At 48.3% G+C, this 17,522-nt stretch carries 15 protein-coding genes; 6 read left to right on the forward strand and 9 right to left on the reverse strand.

The window, feature by feature from the left end:
* Nucleotides 1-11 precede the first annotated feature (11 nt).
* Entirely contained in the window at nt 12-1,244 is a 1,233-nt protein-coding gene (gene lhgO / locus V5J35_RS04575) for an L-2-hydroxyglutarate oxidase (protein ID WP_354010122.1), read from the reverse strand.
* 69 nt (nt 1,245-1,313) lie between these two features.
* On the reverse strand, nt 1,314-2,261 hold the full coding sequence (gene glaH, locus V5J35_RS04580) for a glutarate dioxygenase GlaH (RefSeq protein WP_354010123.1): 948 nt from the start codon (nt 2,259-2,261) through the stop codon (nt 1,314-1,316).
* Nucleotides 2,262-2,431: 170 nt separating this feature from the next.
* Here glaH and V5J35_RS04585 point away from each other — a divergent pair, with 170 nt between their 5' ends.
* The 4 genes from V5J35_RS04585 to V5J35_RS04600 all read left to right on the forward strand — a co-directional run bounded on the left by V5J35_RS04585 (nt 2,432) and on the right by V5J35_RS04600 (nt 8,045).
* The gene (locus tag V5J35_RS04585; protein WP_354010124.1) at nt 2,432-3,310 is read left to right on the forward strand and encodes a LysR family transcriptional regulator; all 879 of its coding nucleotides are present in this window, start codon (nt 2,432-2,434) and stop codon (nt 3,308-3,310) included.
* 96 nt (nt 3,311-3,406) lie between these two features.
* Nucleotides 3,407-4,720 (forward strand): omega-aminotransferase AptA, encoded by a 1,314-nt coding sequence (gene aptA / locus V5J35_RS04590; protein WP_354010125.1) that lies wholly within the window; start codon nt 3,407-3,409, stop codon nt 4,718-4,720.
* A gap of 374 nt (nt 4,721-5,094) precedes the next feature.
* A complete protein-coding gene (locus V5J35_RS04595; RefSeq protein ID WP_354010126.1) occupies nt 5,095-7,314 on the forward strand; it encodes a ribonucleoside triphosphate reductase in 2,220 nt (739 codons plus the stop codon).
* Complete coding sequence (locus V5J35_RS04600) at nt 7,314-8,045, forward strand: anaerobic ribonucleoside-triphosphate reductase activating protein (protein ID WP_354010127.1); 732 nt, start codon at nt 7,314-7,316, stop codon at nt 8,043-8,045. Before V5J35_RS04595 ends, V5J35_RS04600 begins: the two co-directional genes overlap by 1 nt.
* A gap of 191 nt (nt 8,046-8,236) precedes the next feature.
* On the opposite strand, the gene V5J35_RS04605 is transcribed toward V5J35_RS04600, so the two are convergent.
* Together V5J35_RS04605 and V5J35_RS04610 are read right to left on the reverse strand one after the other, a co-directional pair.
* Nucleotides 8,237-8,947, reverse strand: a complete 711-nt coding sequence (locus V5J35_RS04605) for a hypothetical protein (protein ID WP_354010128.1) — start codon at nt 8,945-8,947, stop codon at nt 8,237-8,239.
* A gap of 222 nt (nt 8,948-9,169) precedes the next feature.
* A complete protein-coding gene (locus V5J35_RS04610; protein ID WP_354010129.1) occupies nt 9,170-9,739 on the reverse strand; it encodes an FMN-dependent NADH-azoreductase in 570 nt (189 codons plus the stop codon).
* 336 nt (nt 9,740-10,075) lie between these two features.
* Here V5J35_RS04610 and V5J35_RS04615 point away from each other — a divergent pair, with 336 nt between their 5' ends.
* Nucleotides 10,076-10,882, forward strand: coding sequence for an amino acid ABC transporter substrate-binding protein (locus V5J35_RS04615; RefSeq protein ID WP_354010130.1), 807 nt, complete (start codon nt 10,076-10,078; stop codon nt 10,880-10,882).
* 8 nt (nt 10,883-10,890) lie between these two features.
* Entirely contained in the window at nt 10,891-11,556 is a 666-nt protein-coding gene (locus V5J35_RS04620) for an amino acid ABC transporter permease (protein WP_354010131.1), read from the forward strand.
* Nucleotides 11,557-11,593: 37 nt separating this feature from the next.
* On the opposite strand, the gene V5J35_RS04625 is transcribed toward V5J35_RS04620, so the two are convergent.
* From V5J35_RS04625 to gcl, 5 genes are all read right to left on the reverse strand, one after another.
* Nucleotides 11,594-12,265 (reverse strand): LysE family translocator, encoded by a 672-nt coding sequence (locus V5J35_RS04625; protein WP_354010132.1) that lies wholly within the window; start codon nt 12,263-12,265, stop codon nt 11,594-11,596.
* Between the two features lie 186 nt (nt 12,266-12,451).
* Nucleotides 12,452-13,597, reverse strand: a complete 1,146-nt coding sequence (locus tag V5J35_RS04630) for a glycerate kinase (protein WP_354010133.1) — start codon at nt 13,595-13,597, stop codon at nt 12,452-12,454.
* Nucleotides 13,598-13,732: 135 nt separating this feature from the next.
* Nucleotides 13,733-14,623, reverse strand: a complete 891-nt coding sequence (locus V5J35_RS04635) for a 2-hydroxy-3-oxopropionate reductase (RefSeq protein WP_354010134.1) — start codon at nt 14,621-14,623, stop codon at nt 13,733-13,735.
* Nucleotides 14,624-14,669: 46 nt separating this feature from the next.
* Nucleotides 14,670-15,452 (reverse strand): hydroxypyruvate isomerase, encoded by a 783-nt coding sequence (hyi, locus tag V5J35_RS04640; protein WP_354010135.1) that lies wholly within the window; start codon nt 15,450-15,452, stop codon nt 14,670-14,672.
* A gap of 18 nt (nt 15,453-15,470) precedes the next feature.
* Nucleotides 15,471-17,210, reverse strand: a complete 1,740-nt coding sequence (gcl, locus tag V5J35_RS04645; RefSeq protein ID WP_354010136.1) for a glyoxylate carboligase — start codon at nt 17,208-17,210, stop codon at nt 15,471-15,473.
* Nucleotides 17,211-17,522: the final 312 nt, after the last annotated feature.

Consider the following 17,522-nt stretch of genomic DNA (forward strand, 5'->3'; position numbering starts at 1 on the left):
CGTTTGATTGGTCAGGCGCTTATACGATTCACAGGCTGCCTTTCATCGATCTTGTCACAGATATGGTTTCCTATAGGTATTGCAGAAGTAGCCGCCGGCGATGGTGCGTTACAGACATGTAAGCTGCGTTTGCTTTCTGCGAACAGAAAATCGTGAATCAGTGTACCGTCTTTCAACACAGCCTGAGCACGAATCCCTGCTGGATAAGGTTCCAGATCTTCCAACCTGATCATTGGACAATATTTGTTGACCAGTTTCAGGTAGCCCGGTTTCCACCAGGAATTTCTGGTTTCAATCAGGCCTTTTTTCAGGTTGGCCAATGTCGCTTTCCAGAAGCCGGGAAAGCGCAGCATGTCCCAGATATCCTTAAGGTCGATATTAATTTTTCCATAACCTTCCCGTTTCCAGCCTTGAACGGCATTTGGACCAACAGTTACCGAGCCATCAATCATCCGGGTGAGGTGAACTCCCAGAAAAGGTAGCTCAGGATCAGGAATCGGATAGATCAGATGGTTAACGACCTGATTATGTTTGGCTGACAAGCGGTAATATTCACCACGGTAGGGAATGATCTGAAAATCGGTTTCAATGCCCAGCATCTTTGTCACACGATCTGCCATCAAGCCGGAACAGGACACCAGAAAATGACTTTTAAAGCTAACTGGCTGACCTCTGCGAAGGGCCTGAACTGTAACGGTCAAAGGCGATTCCGTAATACCAGTAACTTCCGTCTGCATACTGAGTTCACCACCCGCGTCGACAAACTCCTCAGCCATTTTTTCGGTAACCCGTCGATAGTTAACGATGCTGGTCGTTTTAACCCGAATAGCCCCCAGGCCAACAATATTCGCTTCAGCCTCTTTTAGCTGTTCAGCAGTCAGCAGTTCTACTTCAATAGCATTAGCAGTACAGCGTTCATACAGTGCCTGCATGCGTTCCATTTCCAGGAGATTGGTGGCTACCAGCAGCTTGCCACAGTTTTCCACCGGAATATCATGCTTTTTACAAAAATTAATGGTGGCATCAACGCCTGCCTTACAGAATTCGGCCTTGAGGCTGCCCGGGGCATAGTAAACACCGGCATGTATGACTCCGCTGTTATGACCGGTCTGATGCTGTGACAGGCCGTTTTCTTTTTCCAGAACCAGAATGGTTTTGTCAGGATTTCGTTGCTGAAGTTGCCAGGCCGTTGAGATACCAATAATACCGCCACCCACTATGATGTAGTCGTATACTTTTTCCACTGACCCTACTCCTTAAACCAACAGTTTCAGCCGTACGAAGCGACGAAGGTCCGCAATGACAACTCAGCATTAACGGGTAAAATGACCACGCTGGCGCAGCAGCTCACGTTTCAGGCCCGGATGTGCAACGAACTTGTCACGACCATGTAACCAGCAATGATTCTGAATCACTAGCATAGAGCCAACATTGACACTGATATTACTGCAGTTTTTATCACTTTCCAGAGACTCACCCATTTCATACAGATAGAGTCCCTGTTGCGTATTTTCCGGCTGGGCAAACTGGTCAATGAACAGCATGTGCGGTTTGCCGTTTTTGTCTTCTTCAAAGAAGACAGGGTGCTCGATAGAATAGCCAACATTCTTGCTGGGAGGTGCAGACCAGCGAATATCCTGCCTGGCTAACGGATGGTTATAGAACTTATCAAGCTCTTGCCAGTCATCAACATGTAGCAGCAAAGAGTCGCCCATCTCCATATTTTCTTCAGCCATCTTCATCATCAGTACGAAGTCGGTGCGCTCATTAACATAAGTGCCATCATTGTGAAGCTCCATGCGGCGGTGCGCCTGTCGCAGGTAACTGTCGCTGTTATCATCATTGGTAACAGTAAAACGTGCATAGTATTTGCCATACATAGCATCAAAGTTAGGCAAGCCGATCAGGTGGGAAATTGCTGTCGACAGTTTTACAAAACTATCCCGCTGTTCTTCACTGTCCACCAGGGCTTTTTTTGCGGCCTCATCACCTTCCAACAGAAAAGCGCCCGTATCGCGTTCTTCCATAGTACCTACCAGAAATTTACCCAACTGGTATTCACAACACTTGTCCAAAGCATCAGCAACAGCAAAACGATTGAAAGGTTTATACTCCAGAGCCTGAACGTTCCATTTGGTTGATATCTTTTCAAAGCGGTCAATGATAGCTTTATCCAGAGTGACCACTTGAACCCGTGGGTTTTCAGGATGGTTGCTGACAGTAAATCCTTCGTAGCGCACAACACTGGCGGCTGCAGTCATTATTATCTCCCTTGTCGTATCAGTTTCGGTCAAAGCTACTTCTTATAAAACATGCTCTGTCCATTGTTGTTTATTGTTTTGATCAAACTATAGAGATCAGCTCTTGCAATTAAAAATATATTAGAAATATAGTTTCTATATATTTTATTGATAACGATGACAATAATGGCATGGATATTAAACGACTGTATTACTTTACTATCCTGGCAGACACAGGAAGCTTTACCCGTGCTGCTCAGCAATTAGGCATTGCTCAGTCAGCACTGAGTATCAGCATGAAAAAGCTGGAAGATCAGCTGGAGTTGAAGTTGATTAACCGCCTTGAGCGCCGTATGAGTTTAACAACTGACGGTGACGTGCTGCTGAAACATGCGCGCTGCATTCTGGAGAATGTTGAACAGGCAGAAAAAGAACTGCAGGAACTGAAGGGACTAAGTTCCGGCGTTATCAACTTTGGTGTTTCTGCTATGCTGGGCTCTTATTTCCTGCCTGATGCCCTGGCCCTGTTTAAACAGACGTATCCGGGCATTCAGGTCAATATTCATGAAGCCGGTACAGCGACACTGGAAAAAATGCTGTTGGAAGGTCAGCTGGATCTGGCTTTGATTCGAACTGACCGCCCTCATGAACAAATTCGCTCCATTAGCCTGCTGCAAGAAGAAATCGTTGCCTGTATACCTGAGCATCATCCATTTGTCAGCAGGCAGCACATTACGCTTTCCGAGTTCTGTCAACAGCCATTAGTCCTGTTCCGTGAAGGTTACTTTCTTCGTGAAGCCGTCAGCTGTTATTGCCGTCAGAATCAAATTGAGCCGAATATTCAGTTTGAAACCAATCTTACCGAGCTGCTGAAATCACTGGTTAAAAAAGAGGTGGGGATCAGTACCTGTTTGTCGTTGATTCTCAACGAGCAGGAACCTCTGACAACTGTCTCATTTGATCCTGCTATTTCACTGGAGCTGGGTCTCGGCTGGAAATCCAGTCATTATCTGTCCAGTGCAGCCAGCGCATTTGTGAAGTTTTTACAGGCGGAGGTAGGGAAAGTTTGAAGGAGTAAAACCTTTATATTGAATCAAAACAATTTTCCTGATTGACCTTCACCACTACCCTGTGTTCACATAAGAACAACAAGAATAGTGCTGAAAATGAGTAAAACATCTGGCTATGACGCTTTCTGGATGCCTTTCACCGCTAACCGTGACTTTAAGGCAAACCCGAGAATCATTAACCGCGCCGAAGGCATGTATCTGTACAGTGACGACAAACGACAATTGCTGGACGCTACAGCGGGGCTCTGGTGTGTTAATGCCGGTCATGGCCGGAAAGAGATTGGCGAAGCCATGTCTCGCCAGGTAGCTGAGCTGGATTACACCTCGCCTTTCAATTTTGGTCATGATATCGGTTTTGAGTTTGCTGAACGTCTGGTGCAGTTTACTCCCAAAGGACTGGACAAAGTATTTTTCACCAATTCTGGTTCCGAAGCGGTCGAAACGGCTCTGAAGATTGCCCTGGCTTATCAGCAGGCTCGTGGCAAAAAAGGCAAATTCAAGCTTATTGGGCGCGAGCTGGGTTACCATGGCGTGAATTTTGGTGGTATCTCAGTAGGTGGGCTGACTACCAACCGTAAGGGCTTTGGTCCTTTACTGCCTGTAGACCACCTTGATCACACTCTCGATGTAACCAATAACGCTTTCAGCAAAGGTCTGCCAGAAAATGGGGTTGAAAAAGCCGAACAGCTGGAACGACTGATTAAATTCCACGGCAGTGACAGTATAGCGGCTGTTATTGTTGAACCGGTAGCAGGTGCAGGCGGCGTCATCATGCCTCCAAAAGGTTACCTGCGTCGCTTGCGTGATATCTGTGATCAACACGATATCCTGCTGATTTTTGATGAAGTCATTACCGGCTGGGGACGACTTGGTGCCAACTTTGCTGCTGAAGCTTTTGATGTTCTGCCGGATCTTATGACTTCAGCGAAAGGTATTACCAGTGGTGTAGTACCCCTTGGGGCTGTATTTGCCAAAGATGAAATTTACAACACGATTAATGACGCAGCGGCTGATGGTTCGGTGGAGTTCTTCCATGGTTACACCTGTTCGGGTCACCCGGTTGCCTGTGCTGCAGGACTGGCGACACTGGATATCTATGAAAAAGAAGGCCTGCTCACCCGGGGCAGTGGTGATATCGGGACTTACTGGCAGGAAGCGCTGCACTCATTAAAAGAGCTCCCGGGCATTGTTGATATTCGTAACTACGGTCTGATCGGGGCTGTTCAGTTTGCTCAGCAGGATAATGGTAAGCCTATCGGTTTTGATATCCTCAAAAAGTGTTACGCAAAAGGTGTAATGGTGAGAAGTATGGAGAACACTATTGCTTTATCTCCTCCGCTGATTATTGAAAAGCAGCATATTGACCAGATAGTCTCCACTCTTTCCGAGGTGGCCAGAGACATCTGGTAAATGCTGTAGCTATAAGAGCTGACGTTGTTGATGTGAGCCAAAACTTTCCGATTAGCTTTCCGGTATAAATTACGCCTCTGTTTTTGAGGCGTATATAAGCAAAATCGATGGTCGTAATATCATGACTGGTGCGTAAGCCCTGGCCTTCTAACGTTTGCTGTCTAAAACCTCACCCCTCTTTTCATCTACGCTACATGTTGTACTGAAATCACTGCAATAATACTATATATTGTGCTTAACTAACTATTAAGGCGTCTCTGCTTTTTATCTGGTCACAAACCAATCCAGTGATCAGCAGAACCCAGATCTTTCCAAAAAATGAAGTCCCACATTACGGAAGTAGTAAACATCCGAACACAATAAGGACTGTTAAAATGACTGACACGCCCGCCACAATCCCTCTGGCATTCCCGGAACAATCCCAGCCTTTTCTCAAACAGGTTCGCAAGCGTGACGGCAGTATCGTGGTTTTTGATGCAAAAAAAGTCAGAACCGCCATTGACAGTGCCGGTCAGGCCACCGGTGAATATGATGCCGCAGAATCTGAGCGTATTGCCTCCAAATTACTCACTCTGATCAGTTTTCGCTTCAGTGATAAAACCATTCCTACGGTAGAACAAATTCAGGATCTGGCAGAACAAGTGCTGGTGACGGAAGGGCATTTTGAAACAGCCCGTGCCTATATTGTTTATCGGGAAAAGCACAAAGTGCTCAGGAATGACAGCCGCACAATGCTGGATGTGGAAGCCTCCATGTCGGAATATCTTGATCGCAGCGACTGGAGAGTCAAAGCTAATGCCAATCAGGGGTATTCTCTGGGGGGACTTATCCTGAATGTCGCGGGTAAGGTGACTGCCAACTACTGGCTAAGCCACGTTTACGAACCCTCTATTGGCGAGGCTCACAGAGAAGGCGACCTTCATATTCACGATCTGGATATGCTGTCCGGATATTGTGCTGGCTGGTCTCTTCGAACCTTGCTGCATGAAGGTTTTAATGGGGTTCCGGGTCGGGTGGAAGCAGCACCCCCAAAACATTTGTCAGCAGCCATTGGCCAGATGGTAAACTTCCTTGGCACCCTTCAAAATGAGTGGGCGGGAGCCCAGGCATTCAGTTCATTTGATACTTATCTGGCCCCCTTCATCCGCAAGGACAATTTATCGTACCGCGCTGTTAAACAGTGTGTTCAGGAATTCATTTATAATCTGAATGCGCCCTCCCGCTGGGGAACCCAGACCCCTTTCACCAATATTACTCTCGACTGGGTGTGTCCACAGGATTTGCAGGATCAGGTTCCGGTGATTGCCGGTGAAGAGATGCCGTTCAGCTATGGCGAACTTCAGGATGAAATGGCGTTAATCAACCGTGCTTATATTGAAGTAATGATGGATGGGGATGCCAAAGGGCGGGTCTTTACCTTTCCTATTCCCACTTACAATATTACGCCCGAGTTTGACTGGAACAGCCCCAACACCGACCTTTTGTTTGAAATGACTGCAAAATACGGTTTGCCTTACTTCCAGAACTTTTTAAATTCCGACCTTACCCCTAACATGGTGCGCTCCATGTGTTGCCGTCTGCAGTTGGATTTGCGGGAATTACTCAAACGTGGCAATGGATTATTTGGTTCGGCCGAACAGACCGGTTCCCTTGGGGTTGTGACGATTAACTGCGCACGGCTGGGGTATCGCCATAAAAACGACAAGGCCAGCCTTTATCAACAGCTGGATTATTTGATGGAACTGGCGAAGAACAGTCTGGAACTCAAACGAAAAGTCATACAACGGCACATTGATGACGGTTTATTCCCTTACACCAGGCGGTATCTGGGTACGCTCCGGAATCACTTCTCTACCATCGGTGTCAATGGCATTAATGAAATGATTCGCAATTTTACCGGCGATGCCGAGGATATCACCACGCCTGCCGGACATAAAATGGCGGTGGACTTACTGGATCACATTCGGGAAAAAATGCAGGCATTTCAGGAGGAAACCGGCCACCTTTATAATCTTGAGGCGACACCGGCTGAAGGCACCACATACCGAATGGCAAAGGAAGACCGTAAACGGTTCCCGGATATTTTACAGGCTGGTACGCCGGACAAGCCTTATTACACCAACTCATCCCAGCTCCCGGTTGGCTACACCGACGACCCCTTTGCCGCTCTGGATGCCCAGGATGAATTGCAGTGCAAGTATACTGGTGGCACGGTTTTGCACCTTTACATGTCCGAGCGCATTTCCTCCATTGAAGCCTGTAAAAAGCTGGTTCGCCGGAGTCTGGAAAATTACCGGCTGCCTTATATTACAATAACGCCTACCTTTTCTATCTGCCTCCATCATGGTTATCTGTCTGGTGAGCATGAATTCTGCCCCCACTGTGATGAGGAAAACAAACCCGTCACACTGGACGACAATGAACGTCAGCGTTGCGAAGTCTGGACCCGGGTAATGGGCTACCACCGTCCTGTATCAGCTTTCAATCCCGGCAAGCATCAGGAGCATGATGACCGGCTGCACTTTCAGGAGCAGGGTATGAAAAACAAAGCCGCGAAAAGGGCTTCTATAACAGAAAGCGAAATTGCCTGCTGATGAACCTGATAAAGACCGAACCTTTTGAAAAAATACCGCCTGCTGAATCACTCAGGGTAGGAGGGTTTACTCCCCTCACGACCATAGATTATCCCGGTGAACTGGCGGCGGTTATTTTTACCCAGGGGTGTCATCTGCGCTGCCAATATTGCCAGAACGGTCATTTAATTCCCTCCCGGTCAGATCATTTGTTGCCATGGAATGAAATTCAGACTTTTCTGGAAAAACGAACAGGTCTTCTGGATGCCGTCGTGTTCAGCGGTGGAGAGCCCACTCTACAAAGCGCCCTGCCTTCTGCCATTAACGATATAAAAGCGATGGGTTTCAAGGCGGGACTTCATACGGTGGGCAGTGCGCCCGGAAAACTGGCAAGGGTTATAACAAAACTTGACTGGATAGGCTTTGATATTAAAGCCCTTCCGGAAGATTACGCGGAGACAACCGGCATTGATAAAGGCAAAGATTGCTGGGAAAGCTTACGGCTTATGCTGGAATCTGGCGTCTCTTATGAGGTGCGTACGACGATACACTGGCAACTGTTGCCACCAGAGAAGGTGTTGAAACTGGCAAAACGCTTACAGCAGGAAGGAGTCCGGCATTTTGTATTACAGAATTGCCGGACTCATCACTGCCTGAATCAAAGCCTGACTCCTTCCATCCTTGATGAACAACACCGTAAAGGTATTAATCAGGAGCTTTCGGAGCTATTTCCATTTTACCAAACCCGCTGATCAGCATTTCTGCCGAACCACCTGATAACGACTTCCCAGGTACCAGATAGATTCACTGACAATATGGGTGATGCTTCACAATCGTTGGTAGTGATTTCTTGAAATAAGGCTGCCAGTCTGAGGCACCACCCTTTCAGTAAAAAATGGCAGTCTCACAAACTGCCATTTTCAATTCTGCGACAAAACTACTCTCAGCTTTCGATAGCTTCCAGCACCCGACTGACGTTGCTGTTCAGCTTACTGCAATCCACTCCCATACGGATTTCAAACGCTTCATCCACTTCCCAGAACAGCTCCAGCAGGCGGAAACGGTCTTCCAGACTCACTTCGCCAAAATCGATACGTGTTACCGGATGCCGGGGATAAGCCGCCTGCACTTCTTTCAGCAAATCATGGTTAATATCATCCGGATGAACGGTCAGGCCATCGTCGCGGGTCTGGTAGGTATTAATCACATCACGCTGTTCCTGAGTCAGCAGTTCCCCTTCACCACTGGCTCGTACCCGTGCGTCTTCCATCAACAGGTTGATCTGAATGCGGTTCAGCTCGCGGGCAATGTTATTGATTGAAAACACGCCCTGCATAAAGTCAGCCTGATACTGCTGAAAGAACTGTTCATTTCGGACAGCCAGCTGATCGTCTTCAACAGCGGGACACTGACTGTTAATCAGAATCGACTCATAAGCAGCGTACAGGGTTTCATCGTCCAGATCGTGGATGTAATCGTAACTGGCCGGGGCAGTCAGTCGGTCAAGGTTGTCCTGACTTTGCTGCCACTGTGGCGGCAACTCTTCCTGAGTTTCCTCATTGTTGCCTTTCAGAACACAACCAGACAAAACAACGCTCGTAACCGCTGCAACAATAACGCTGTTTCGCAGCTTGCCAGAAATTTTACGACTCATAGCCAGCCCAATAATAAACACAGAATGAAGACCCCGCAGAAAGCTATGCCAGCTCTATCTGCGGGGTCTGGGAAATTAAGAGATGGCGCGAGTATATTGAGGCATTTTCAGGCAATCAACTGCGCTTACTAACTATTACCGGCTTGTATAAATAGCGCCTGATTCAGAAAGGTTAGGTTACAAACAGACCTCTGTGTATCAACGCCTTGTACTTGTCATAAGTTAATGACAAATTGCATCAATCTGCGCATGAACATCTGCTAACCCTTCTTCCCGTTCCGGGGTATCAAGGTTGGCCGCGTGAATAAAGGTAATGTCTTTCATGCCAAGCATCCCAAGCGTCTGGCTGAGCTGCATTTCAATATGCTCAACACTGCCACCACCACGAGCCAGAACAATATAGACTTTCTTATTGTCCAGATATCCGACTGGTCCCTGTTCGGTATAATTAAACGTCACCCCCACGCGGGCGATGTAATCAATCCATGCTTTCAGCGTCGTTGGAATCGAAAAATTATACACCGGCGCACCAATGATAATGATTTCACTGTCTTTCACTTCACCAATCAGCTCATCCGACAGTTCACAGGCTTTTTTGCTGGCCTGAGAGTCATCACCGCCAAAACCGGAGAACGCTGAGTGATCAAAATGAGGTACCGGTTGCTTCACCAGGTCACGATGCTTTACGCCGTGTCGTTCTGTGCTGAATTTCTCAAGCAAGACCTGTGTCAACTGTCGTGAATTGGAGTTTTCAAAGCGTACACTGCTGTTAATTACAAGGATGTTATTCATTATTTCCTGTCATCTTCTGGATACAAATCAAAGGCAGGCATTACCTGATCCCGAATTTCAAATGCATCTTATTACTTCAACCTAACTTTAAGTCAACCCGTAGTCCTGTTATTTTTTCGCACAAGCCTGCGCGATTTTTATACTACGATGGATAAATACTTAATAATTATAAGAATATTAATAATATCCATTTCAGTTATATCAAAAATACTGTTACCCTGCGCTCAGCGCCATTCGAATAGGCATATTTACCTAACAATAATTCCACCTGAATGCAGTTCACCTTGAAAGAATCCACCATAGAACAACAAGGCGCTGTGGCAAAAGGAGATGTATGTGTCCACTTCAAAACTAAAAAAAATTCTCACCGCTTCACTGGTTACAGCAGGAATAGCCCTGGCAGGCTGCTCCGCTGAGCAATCAGCACAGACCAGTACAGGAGCTACCAGCAGTACCGTTAAAGTGGGCATGTCCGGCACTTATTACCCATTCACCTTTATGGAAAAAGGTGAATTACAGGGTTTTGAAGTCGACCTGTGGAACGAGATTGGCAAACGTCTGGACTCTAATGTCGAATTTGTGACCGCACCCTTTTCCGGTCTGTTTGGCATGCTCGAAGCCGGCCAGCTGGATACCATCTCCAACCAGATTACGCTGACAGAAACCCGGGCCGAACGCTATGAATTTTCCCATCCCTACGTCTACGACGGCGTTCAAATAACGGTTCACAGCGATAACGATAAGATTAATTCAGTCACCGACCTGGCTGGAAAAAGAGTAGCTGTTAACCTTGGCTCCAATTTTGAACAGGTCCTGAGAGAATCAGACCCTGAAAACAAAATCAATATCATTACCTACGACTCAGGTATTGAGCAGGACGTCGCCATGGGCAGGTCTGATGCCTTTATCATGGATCGTATCAGCGTACTCGCCCTGATTGAAAAATCCGGTTTGCCTCTGAAACTGGCGGGAGAGCCCATCAAGGTCATGGAAAGTGCCATGCCATTTGTGCGTGATGACCAGGGTATTGCACTGCGGGATCAGGTGAACAGCGCCCTCAACAGTATGCTCGAAGACGGAACCCTGGCAGACCTCTCCGGTAAATGGCTGGGTGCCGACGTCACCACACCACCGGCAGGCTGAGGAGCGCCATGATTGATTTTGACTACACCGTTGGCTTACTGCCAACGGTGACTTCCAGTCTTGATGCCACCCTTTGGATGACAGTCGGGGGCCTGGCCCTCTCCCTGAGCATAGGGCTGGTTCTGGCGCTGATTAAAGTCACCCGACCCTTTTACCTGCATTATCTGGCAGACCTTTACATCTCCTTCTTCCGGGGATCGCCACTTCTGGTTCAGCTGTTTATTTTTTACTATGGCCTGCCACAACTGTTTCCAGTCATGCGCGGAATGCCTGCCATCATCGCTGTCATCATTGGTCTTGGTCTGCACTTTTCTGCTTACATGGCTGAAAGTATGCGGGCAGCCATTATTGGCATTCACAATGGGCAAATGGAAGCGGCACTCAGTGTTGGCATGAACCGTATGCAGGCCATGCGCAGGATCATTCTGCCACAGGCTGCCAGAGTCGCCTTTCCCGGTTTGATGAACAACACCATTGACCTGTTGAAAAGTACGTCACTGGCGTTCACCCTGGGGGTGGTAGAGATTATGGCGAGAGCCCAGATGGAGGCCTCCAGCAGTTTTCGTTTTTTCGAAAGCTACCTGACCGTTGCCCTGGTTTACTGGTTTGTCGTTGTTATCTGCACCTGGTTTCAGAAATGGGCAGAAGCCCGGCTTAACAGGGCTTATGCCTGAGAAAAGGTGATACAGGTGCATCATTAAAGCACCTGTATCACCTTTGCATCATTGCCGTTAAAGCGCCCGCCCCCATCAGCAGACCACCACCGGTACGGTTGAACCACTTTCGGGTTAAAGGCGACTGGAGTTTGTCGTGTACGTAACCGGAAAATAAACCATAAATAAGGACGGTTAAGCTTGATGCCGCAATAAAGCTGACCGACATAATCATCATCTGCACCAGAATCGGATGACGGTCATCAATAAACAACGGTAACAACATCACAAAAAACACAATGCTTTTCGGATTCAGGGCTGTCACGATAAAGGAATCCCTGAAGACCTGACGGGCATCCATCAGGCCGGACTGAAGCCTGAGTGACTCCACCGGCGCACGCCAGTAGTTTATACCCAGATAGACCAGATAGACCGCCCCAAGCCACTTTAATGCTCCAAACAGGACAGCCGAGGCAGACATCAAGGCACCCAGTCCAATAAATGACAGCGACATAGCCAGAAGATTGCCCGTCCCTGTCCCCATAATCAGTGGCAGTACCGATTTAGGGCCATGATTCAGCGCCTGTGCCATCACCATAAGAATCGTTGGGCCAGGAATCATACAGACTATAAAAGCGGCTCCGACATAAGAAAGCCAAGTCTCAAAGTTCACCGGATACTCTCCCCACACCAGTGCCAACTTCTGAATAGCGTGGATGGTGTCATACAATACGGCTAATCAACACGAGCCTTCACTTTAGCTCATAGATCTCAGGACGACACTGGTCTGAACACCTGAAAGACCAGAACGATCTTTCAGGCTTTATGGAGAGCCTTCAGCTATTAAAAAGAGCCTTCAGCTCTTACAAGGAGCCTTCAGCCTTTATAGAAAACCTTCAGCTGGTAAAAAGAGTCTTCAACCTTTCAACGGTACTTTTAGCTGTAACAGCCGGGCAACATTCTCAGCAGTACGTTCAAGGTTTTCCCGTCCCGCCTCAAGAGCTTCAGGCAAAGAAACAGCCCCATGAACCACTGGAAATACGGCATCAATGCCATGTTCATAAACCGCTTCACAGCCCTTGCCGACACTGCCAGCCAGTGCAATCACAGGTATGCCTTCCGCTTTAGCGACCCGGGCCACTCCGACCGGGGTTTTACCATGCACTGTCTGACCATCCAGACGTCCTTCTCCGGTAATCAACAGGTCAGCGCCACCAGCCTGAGCTTTCAGCCTGACAGTTTCGAGAACTATATTAATGCCAGGTTTCAGGTCAGCGTCCATAAAGGTCAGCAGGGCAGCTCCCATGCCACCGGCAGCACCGGCTCCGGCAACGTGTTCAATATCTACATCCAGGCATTGCTGAATCACTGCCGCATAATTTGTCAGAGCCTTGTCCAGTTGCACGACCATAGCCGGAGTTGCCCCCTTCTGGGGGCCAAATACCGCCGAGGCACCCTTCGATCCCGTTAACGGGTTATTCACATCACAGGCTGCAGTGACACGCACGTTTGCCAGTCGAGAATCCATAGTGCTGCAATCAATACTGGCAAGGTCTGCCAGTGCCGCGCCACCAGCAGGCAACTCTTCCCCCTTGTCATTCAGGAAACGAACCCCCAGAGCTGCCATCATACCGGCGCCGCCGTCGTTGGTCGCACTGCCACCAATGGCAACAATAATCCGGCTGACCCCAAGGTTCAAAGCTTCCCGCACCAGCTCTCCAGTGCCGTAAGTTGTCGTCAGTAAAGGATTGCGAAGATGAGGCAAGATCCGTTCAAGTCCGGAAGCTTCGGCCATTTCGATCACTGCGGTTTTGCCATCACCCAGAACACCAAAGCGGGCTTCTACCGGCTCCCCCAATGGTCCTGTCACCGTTCGTGAATAGAACTGTCCGGCAGTTCCGTCCACCAGCGACTGCAGTGTCCCTTCACCACCATCCGCTACGGGTACCTTGATGAACTCAGCCGAAGGTAATACACGACGCATTCCTGTTTCTATGGCAGTAGCGACGTCTATCGCACTCAGGCACTCTTTAAAGGAATCGGGGGCAATGACTATTTTCATAATTATTTTTCCCTGTGGCCGGTTTATGACGTTTTACGAAAGGCTTGAAAACCCTTGGTAAACTGCCATAGCTGAACTGTATAAAAGCGCAGAAAGCCCGATAACCCGGCTTTCTGCAATCTCAGCCAGCTATCCTCACTCTTCACGGATGCAATGATTACTCATGTGCTCCAGCGCCCGGATCATCGCCGAATGATCCCAGGCTTCACCACCCAGTGCTGAACAGGTGTTAAATAACTCCTGTGCAGTAGCAGTATTGGGCAAATTCAACTGCAATGCTCTGGCACCGGTCAATGCCAGGTTCAAATCTTTCTGATGCAACGCAATTCTGAAGCCGGGGTCAAAAGTGCCTTTCACCATGCGCTCACCATGGACTTCAAGAATCTTGGAAGACGCAAAGCCACCCATTAAAGCTTCACGAATTTTCACAGGGTCGGCACCTGCCTTTGAGGCAAACAGCAGCGCTTCAGAAACCGCTTCAATATTCAGGGCAACAATAATCTGGTTAGCGACCTTGCAGGTCTGTCCATCACCATTGCTGCCCACCAGGGTAACGTTCTGTCCCATGACCTCAAATAACGGTTTAACTTCATCAAAGGCTGCCTGTGTACCGCCCACCATAATAGACAGTGAACCGGCAATAGCACCTACTTCACCACCGGATACAGGGGCATCCAGATACAGGCCGCCTTTTTCCACAACCAGCGCTGCAAACTGCTTGGTTTCTATCGGCGAAATAGAACTCATATCAACAATAACTTTGCCTTCCCTGACCCCCTCAAGCACGCCTTTTTCACGCTTGAGAACATCAGCAACATGAGGCGTGTCTGGCACCATAATGATGGTAATATTGCACACCTCCACTACGTCGATAGGGTTGGGCAGTGCATGCCCCTGCTCTCCTAATAACTCTTGTGGTGCTGGTTCAAAGTGTTCAGTGAAATACAGGTCATAACCGGCAGTCTGAAGATTCTTTGCCATAGGCTTACCCATGATACCGGTGCCGATAAATCCTATTTTTTTCATAGTATTTCTCTCGATTTATTATGTTTATGCTGTGTTTATGTCGTTTTTAAACCTGGTTGTAGATTTTTAGCCAGCCCAGACCTTCTTCCGTTGTCGTAGCAGGTTTATATTCACAGCCAACCCAGCCGTCATAGCCAATACGATCCAGATGACTGAGCATAAAGTGATAATTGATCTCACCAGTACCCGGTTCGTGTCGTCCGGGGTTATCAGCCAGCTGAACATGCTGGATCACATCCAGATGGGCTTCACAGGTGGTGGCAATATCACCTTCCATTATCTGCATGTGATAGATGTCGTATTGCAGCATCAGGTTGTCACTGCCCACCTGCTCTTTGATCTTCAGCGCCTGTGCCGTAGTCGTCAGGAAAAAGCCGGGAATATCGCGGGTATTGATCGCCTCAATGATCAGACGGATACCCGCCTGCTCCAGTTTTTCTGCCGCATATTTCAGGTTGGCAACAACCGTTGCTTCCGCCTCAGCAGCAGGCACACCTTCAGGAACAATACCTGTCAGACAGTTGATCTGGGTATTACCCAATACCTGTGCATAAGCAATCGCGGTGTTTACTCCGGCTTTAAACTCTTCCGTTCTGGCCGGGTCACAGGCTATGCCGCGATCCCCTGCAGCCCAGTCTCCGGCAGGCAAATTAAACAACACCTGTTCAAGGTCATTCTGTTTCAGCTTTTGAGCAATTACCTCAACCGGGTAATCGTATGGAAACAGGTATTCAACGCCCTTGAATCCGGCTTTTGCAGCGGCTTCAAAACGATCAGGAAAGTCCACCTCGGTAAACAACATGGACAAATTTGCAGCTAACTTTGGCATGGAGCCCCCCCATTGAAATCAAAGATCAATAACTTCTTCAAACTCATTAACAGCGTCGATATTCACACCCATGGAAATATTGGTCACCCGTTCGGTAATCACTTCGACAACAACAGGTACACGATGGGTCTTCATCAACTCCTGCGCTTCCTTCAACGCAGGCCCGATCTGATCCGGATCAAACACCCGCAGCGCCTTACAACCCAGACCTTCAACCACTGTCTTATGGTCTACGCCGTAGCCTTCCAGTTCTGGCGCGTTAATGTTTTCATACGACAGCTGAACACAGTAATCGATGTCAAAGTTGCGTTGTGCCTGACGAATCAGGCCGAGATAGGCGTTATTCAGCACTACATGGATATAGGGCAGATTAAACTGGGCGCCGACTGCCAGCTCTTCAATCATGAACTGGAAGTCATAATCACCAGAAACAGCAACAACCGGACGTTGTGGATCAGCCTTGGCAACACCCAGGGCCGCAGGCAGTGTCCAGCCCAGAGGACCCGCCTGGGGGCTGTTCACCCAGTGACCGGGCTTATAAACATGAAGGAATTGTGTGGCAGCAATCTGAGCAAGACCAATAGTGGCAACGTAGCAGGTATCAGAACCAAACACATTGTTCATTTCATGATACACACGGTGTGGCTTAATCGGCTTACTGTCAAAATCGGTCTTGCGCAGCATGGTTTGCTTACGGACCTGACACTCTTCTACCCAGCCATTGCGGTTTTTCAATGTGCCAGCGACTTTCATCTCTTTAGCCACTGCAATAAACTGCTTCAGTGCCGCACCAGCATCAGACACAATGCCGAAATCCGGAGCCAGTACACGGCCGATCTGGGTGGGTTCAATATCGACATGGATGAACTTGCGACCTTCTGTATAAACATCCAGACCGCCGGTATGGCGATTCGCCCAGCGATTACCAATACCAAAGACAAAGTCGGAAGCCAGCAGGCTGGCATTACCATAGCGATGTGAACACTGAATGCCGGCACGACCAATCATTAAAGGATGATCGTCAGGTACAGAACCCCAGCCGCGCAATGTCTGAATCACAGGGACACCGGTGACTTCGGCAAATTCCTGCAACAGATGGGCAGCTCCGGTGCCAATCACACCACCACCCGCGATCAGAACCGGGCGTTCAGCGTCGTTCAGCATGGCCAGTGCTTTTTCAGCCTGAGCGCGGCTTGCCTCTGGCTGGTAAGGTTTCAGAGGTTCATAGGTATCAATATCAAATTCAATTTCTGTCATCTGCACATCAATAGGCAGATCAACCAGTACAGGACCGGGGCGGCCGGAGCGCATGATATGGAAAGCTTTCTGAATCGTACCCGGTAGCTGGGCCGCTTCACGAACGGTCACTGCCCACTTGGTGACCGGGGCTGCAATTTTTTCGATCTCCACAGCCTGAAAATCTTCTTTTGTAATTTTTGCAACAGGTGCCTGACCCGTGATGCAGAGGATCGGACTGGAATCAGAAAAAGCAGAGTAAAGCCCTGTAATCATATCGGTACCGGCAGGACCTGATGTGCCAATACAGACACCGATATTGCCCGGATTCGCTCGGGTATAGCCTTCTGCCATGTGTGAGGCGCCCTCAACATGACGCGCCAGAACGTGATCAATGCCACCATTTTTCTTCATGGCTGCATACATGGGATTAATCGCTGCGCCGGGTACACCAAACGCACAGGAAACACCTTCGCGCCTGAGAATCTCTACGGCTGCTTCAATTGCTTTCATCTTAGCCATTGCAATACATTTCCGTCGTTTATTAGTCTTGTTTAAACTTATAATTGCTAGCAATTTAAAATAATGTGGCTAGCAATTTGTCGGTATTATTTCACGGAGGAGTGGCAAATTTATTGTTGCAGATCAAATCTGAACAGAAGAAAACGAATAAAACACACCTTTATGAACAGAGCCTGTCAATATCGCTAAAAATCATCCGGCTTATTGACTTATATCTACAAACAACCTTTTTCATTCACAGACACTAAGTTATGTAACCAATGACAATAACTAACCTGCCCTTGATGCGTCTTACACTAAGAAGCTTAAAAG

Origin of the sequence: Endozoicomonas sp. NE40, from assembly GCF_040549045.1 — a bacterium.
Lineage (GTDB): Bacteria > Pseudomonadota > Gammaproteobacteria > Pseudomonadales > Endozoicomonadaceae > Endozoicomonas_A > Endozoicomonas_A lisbonensis.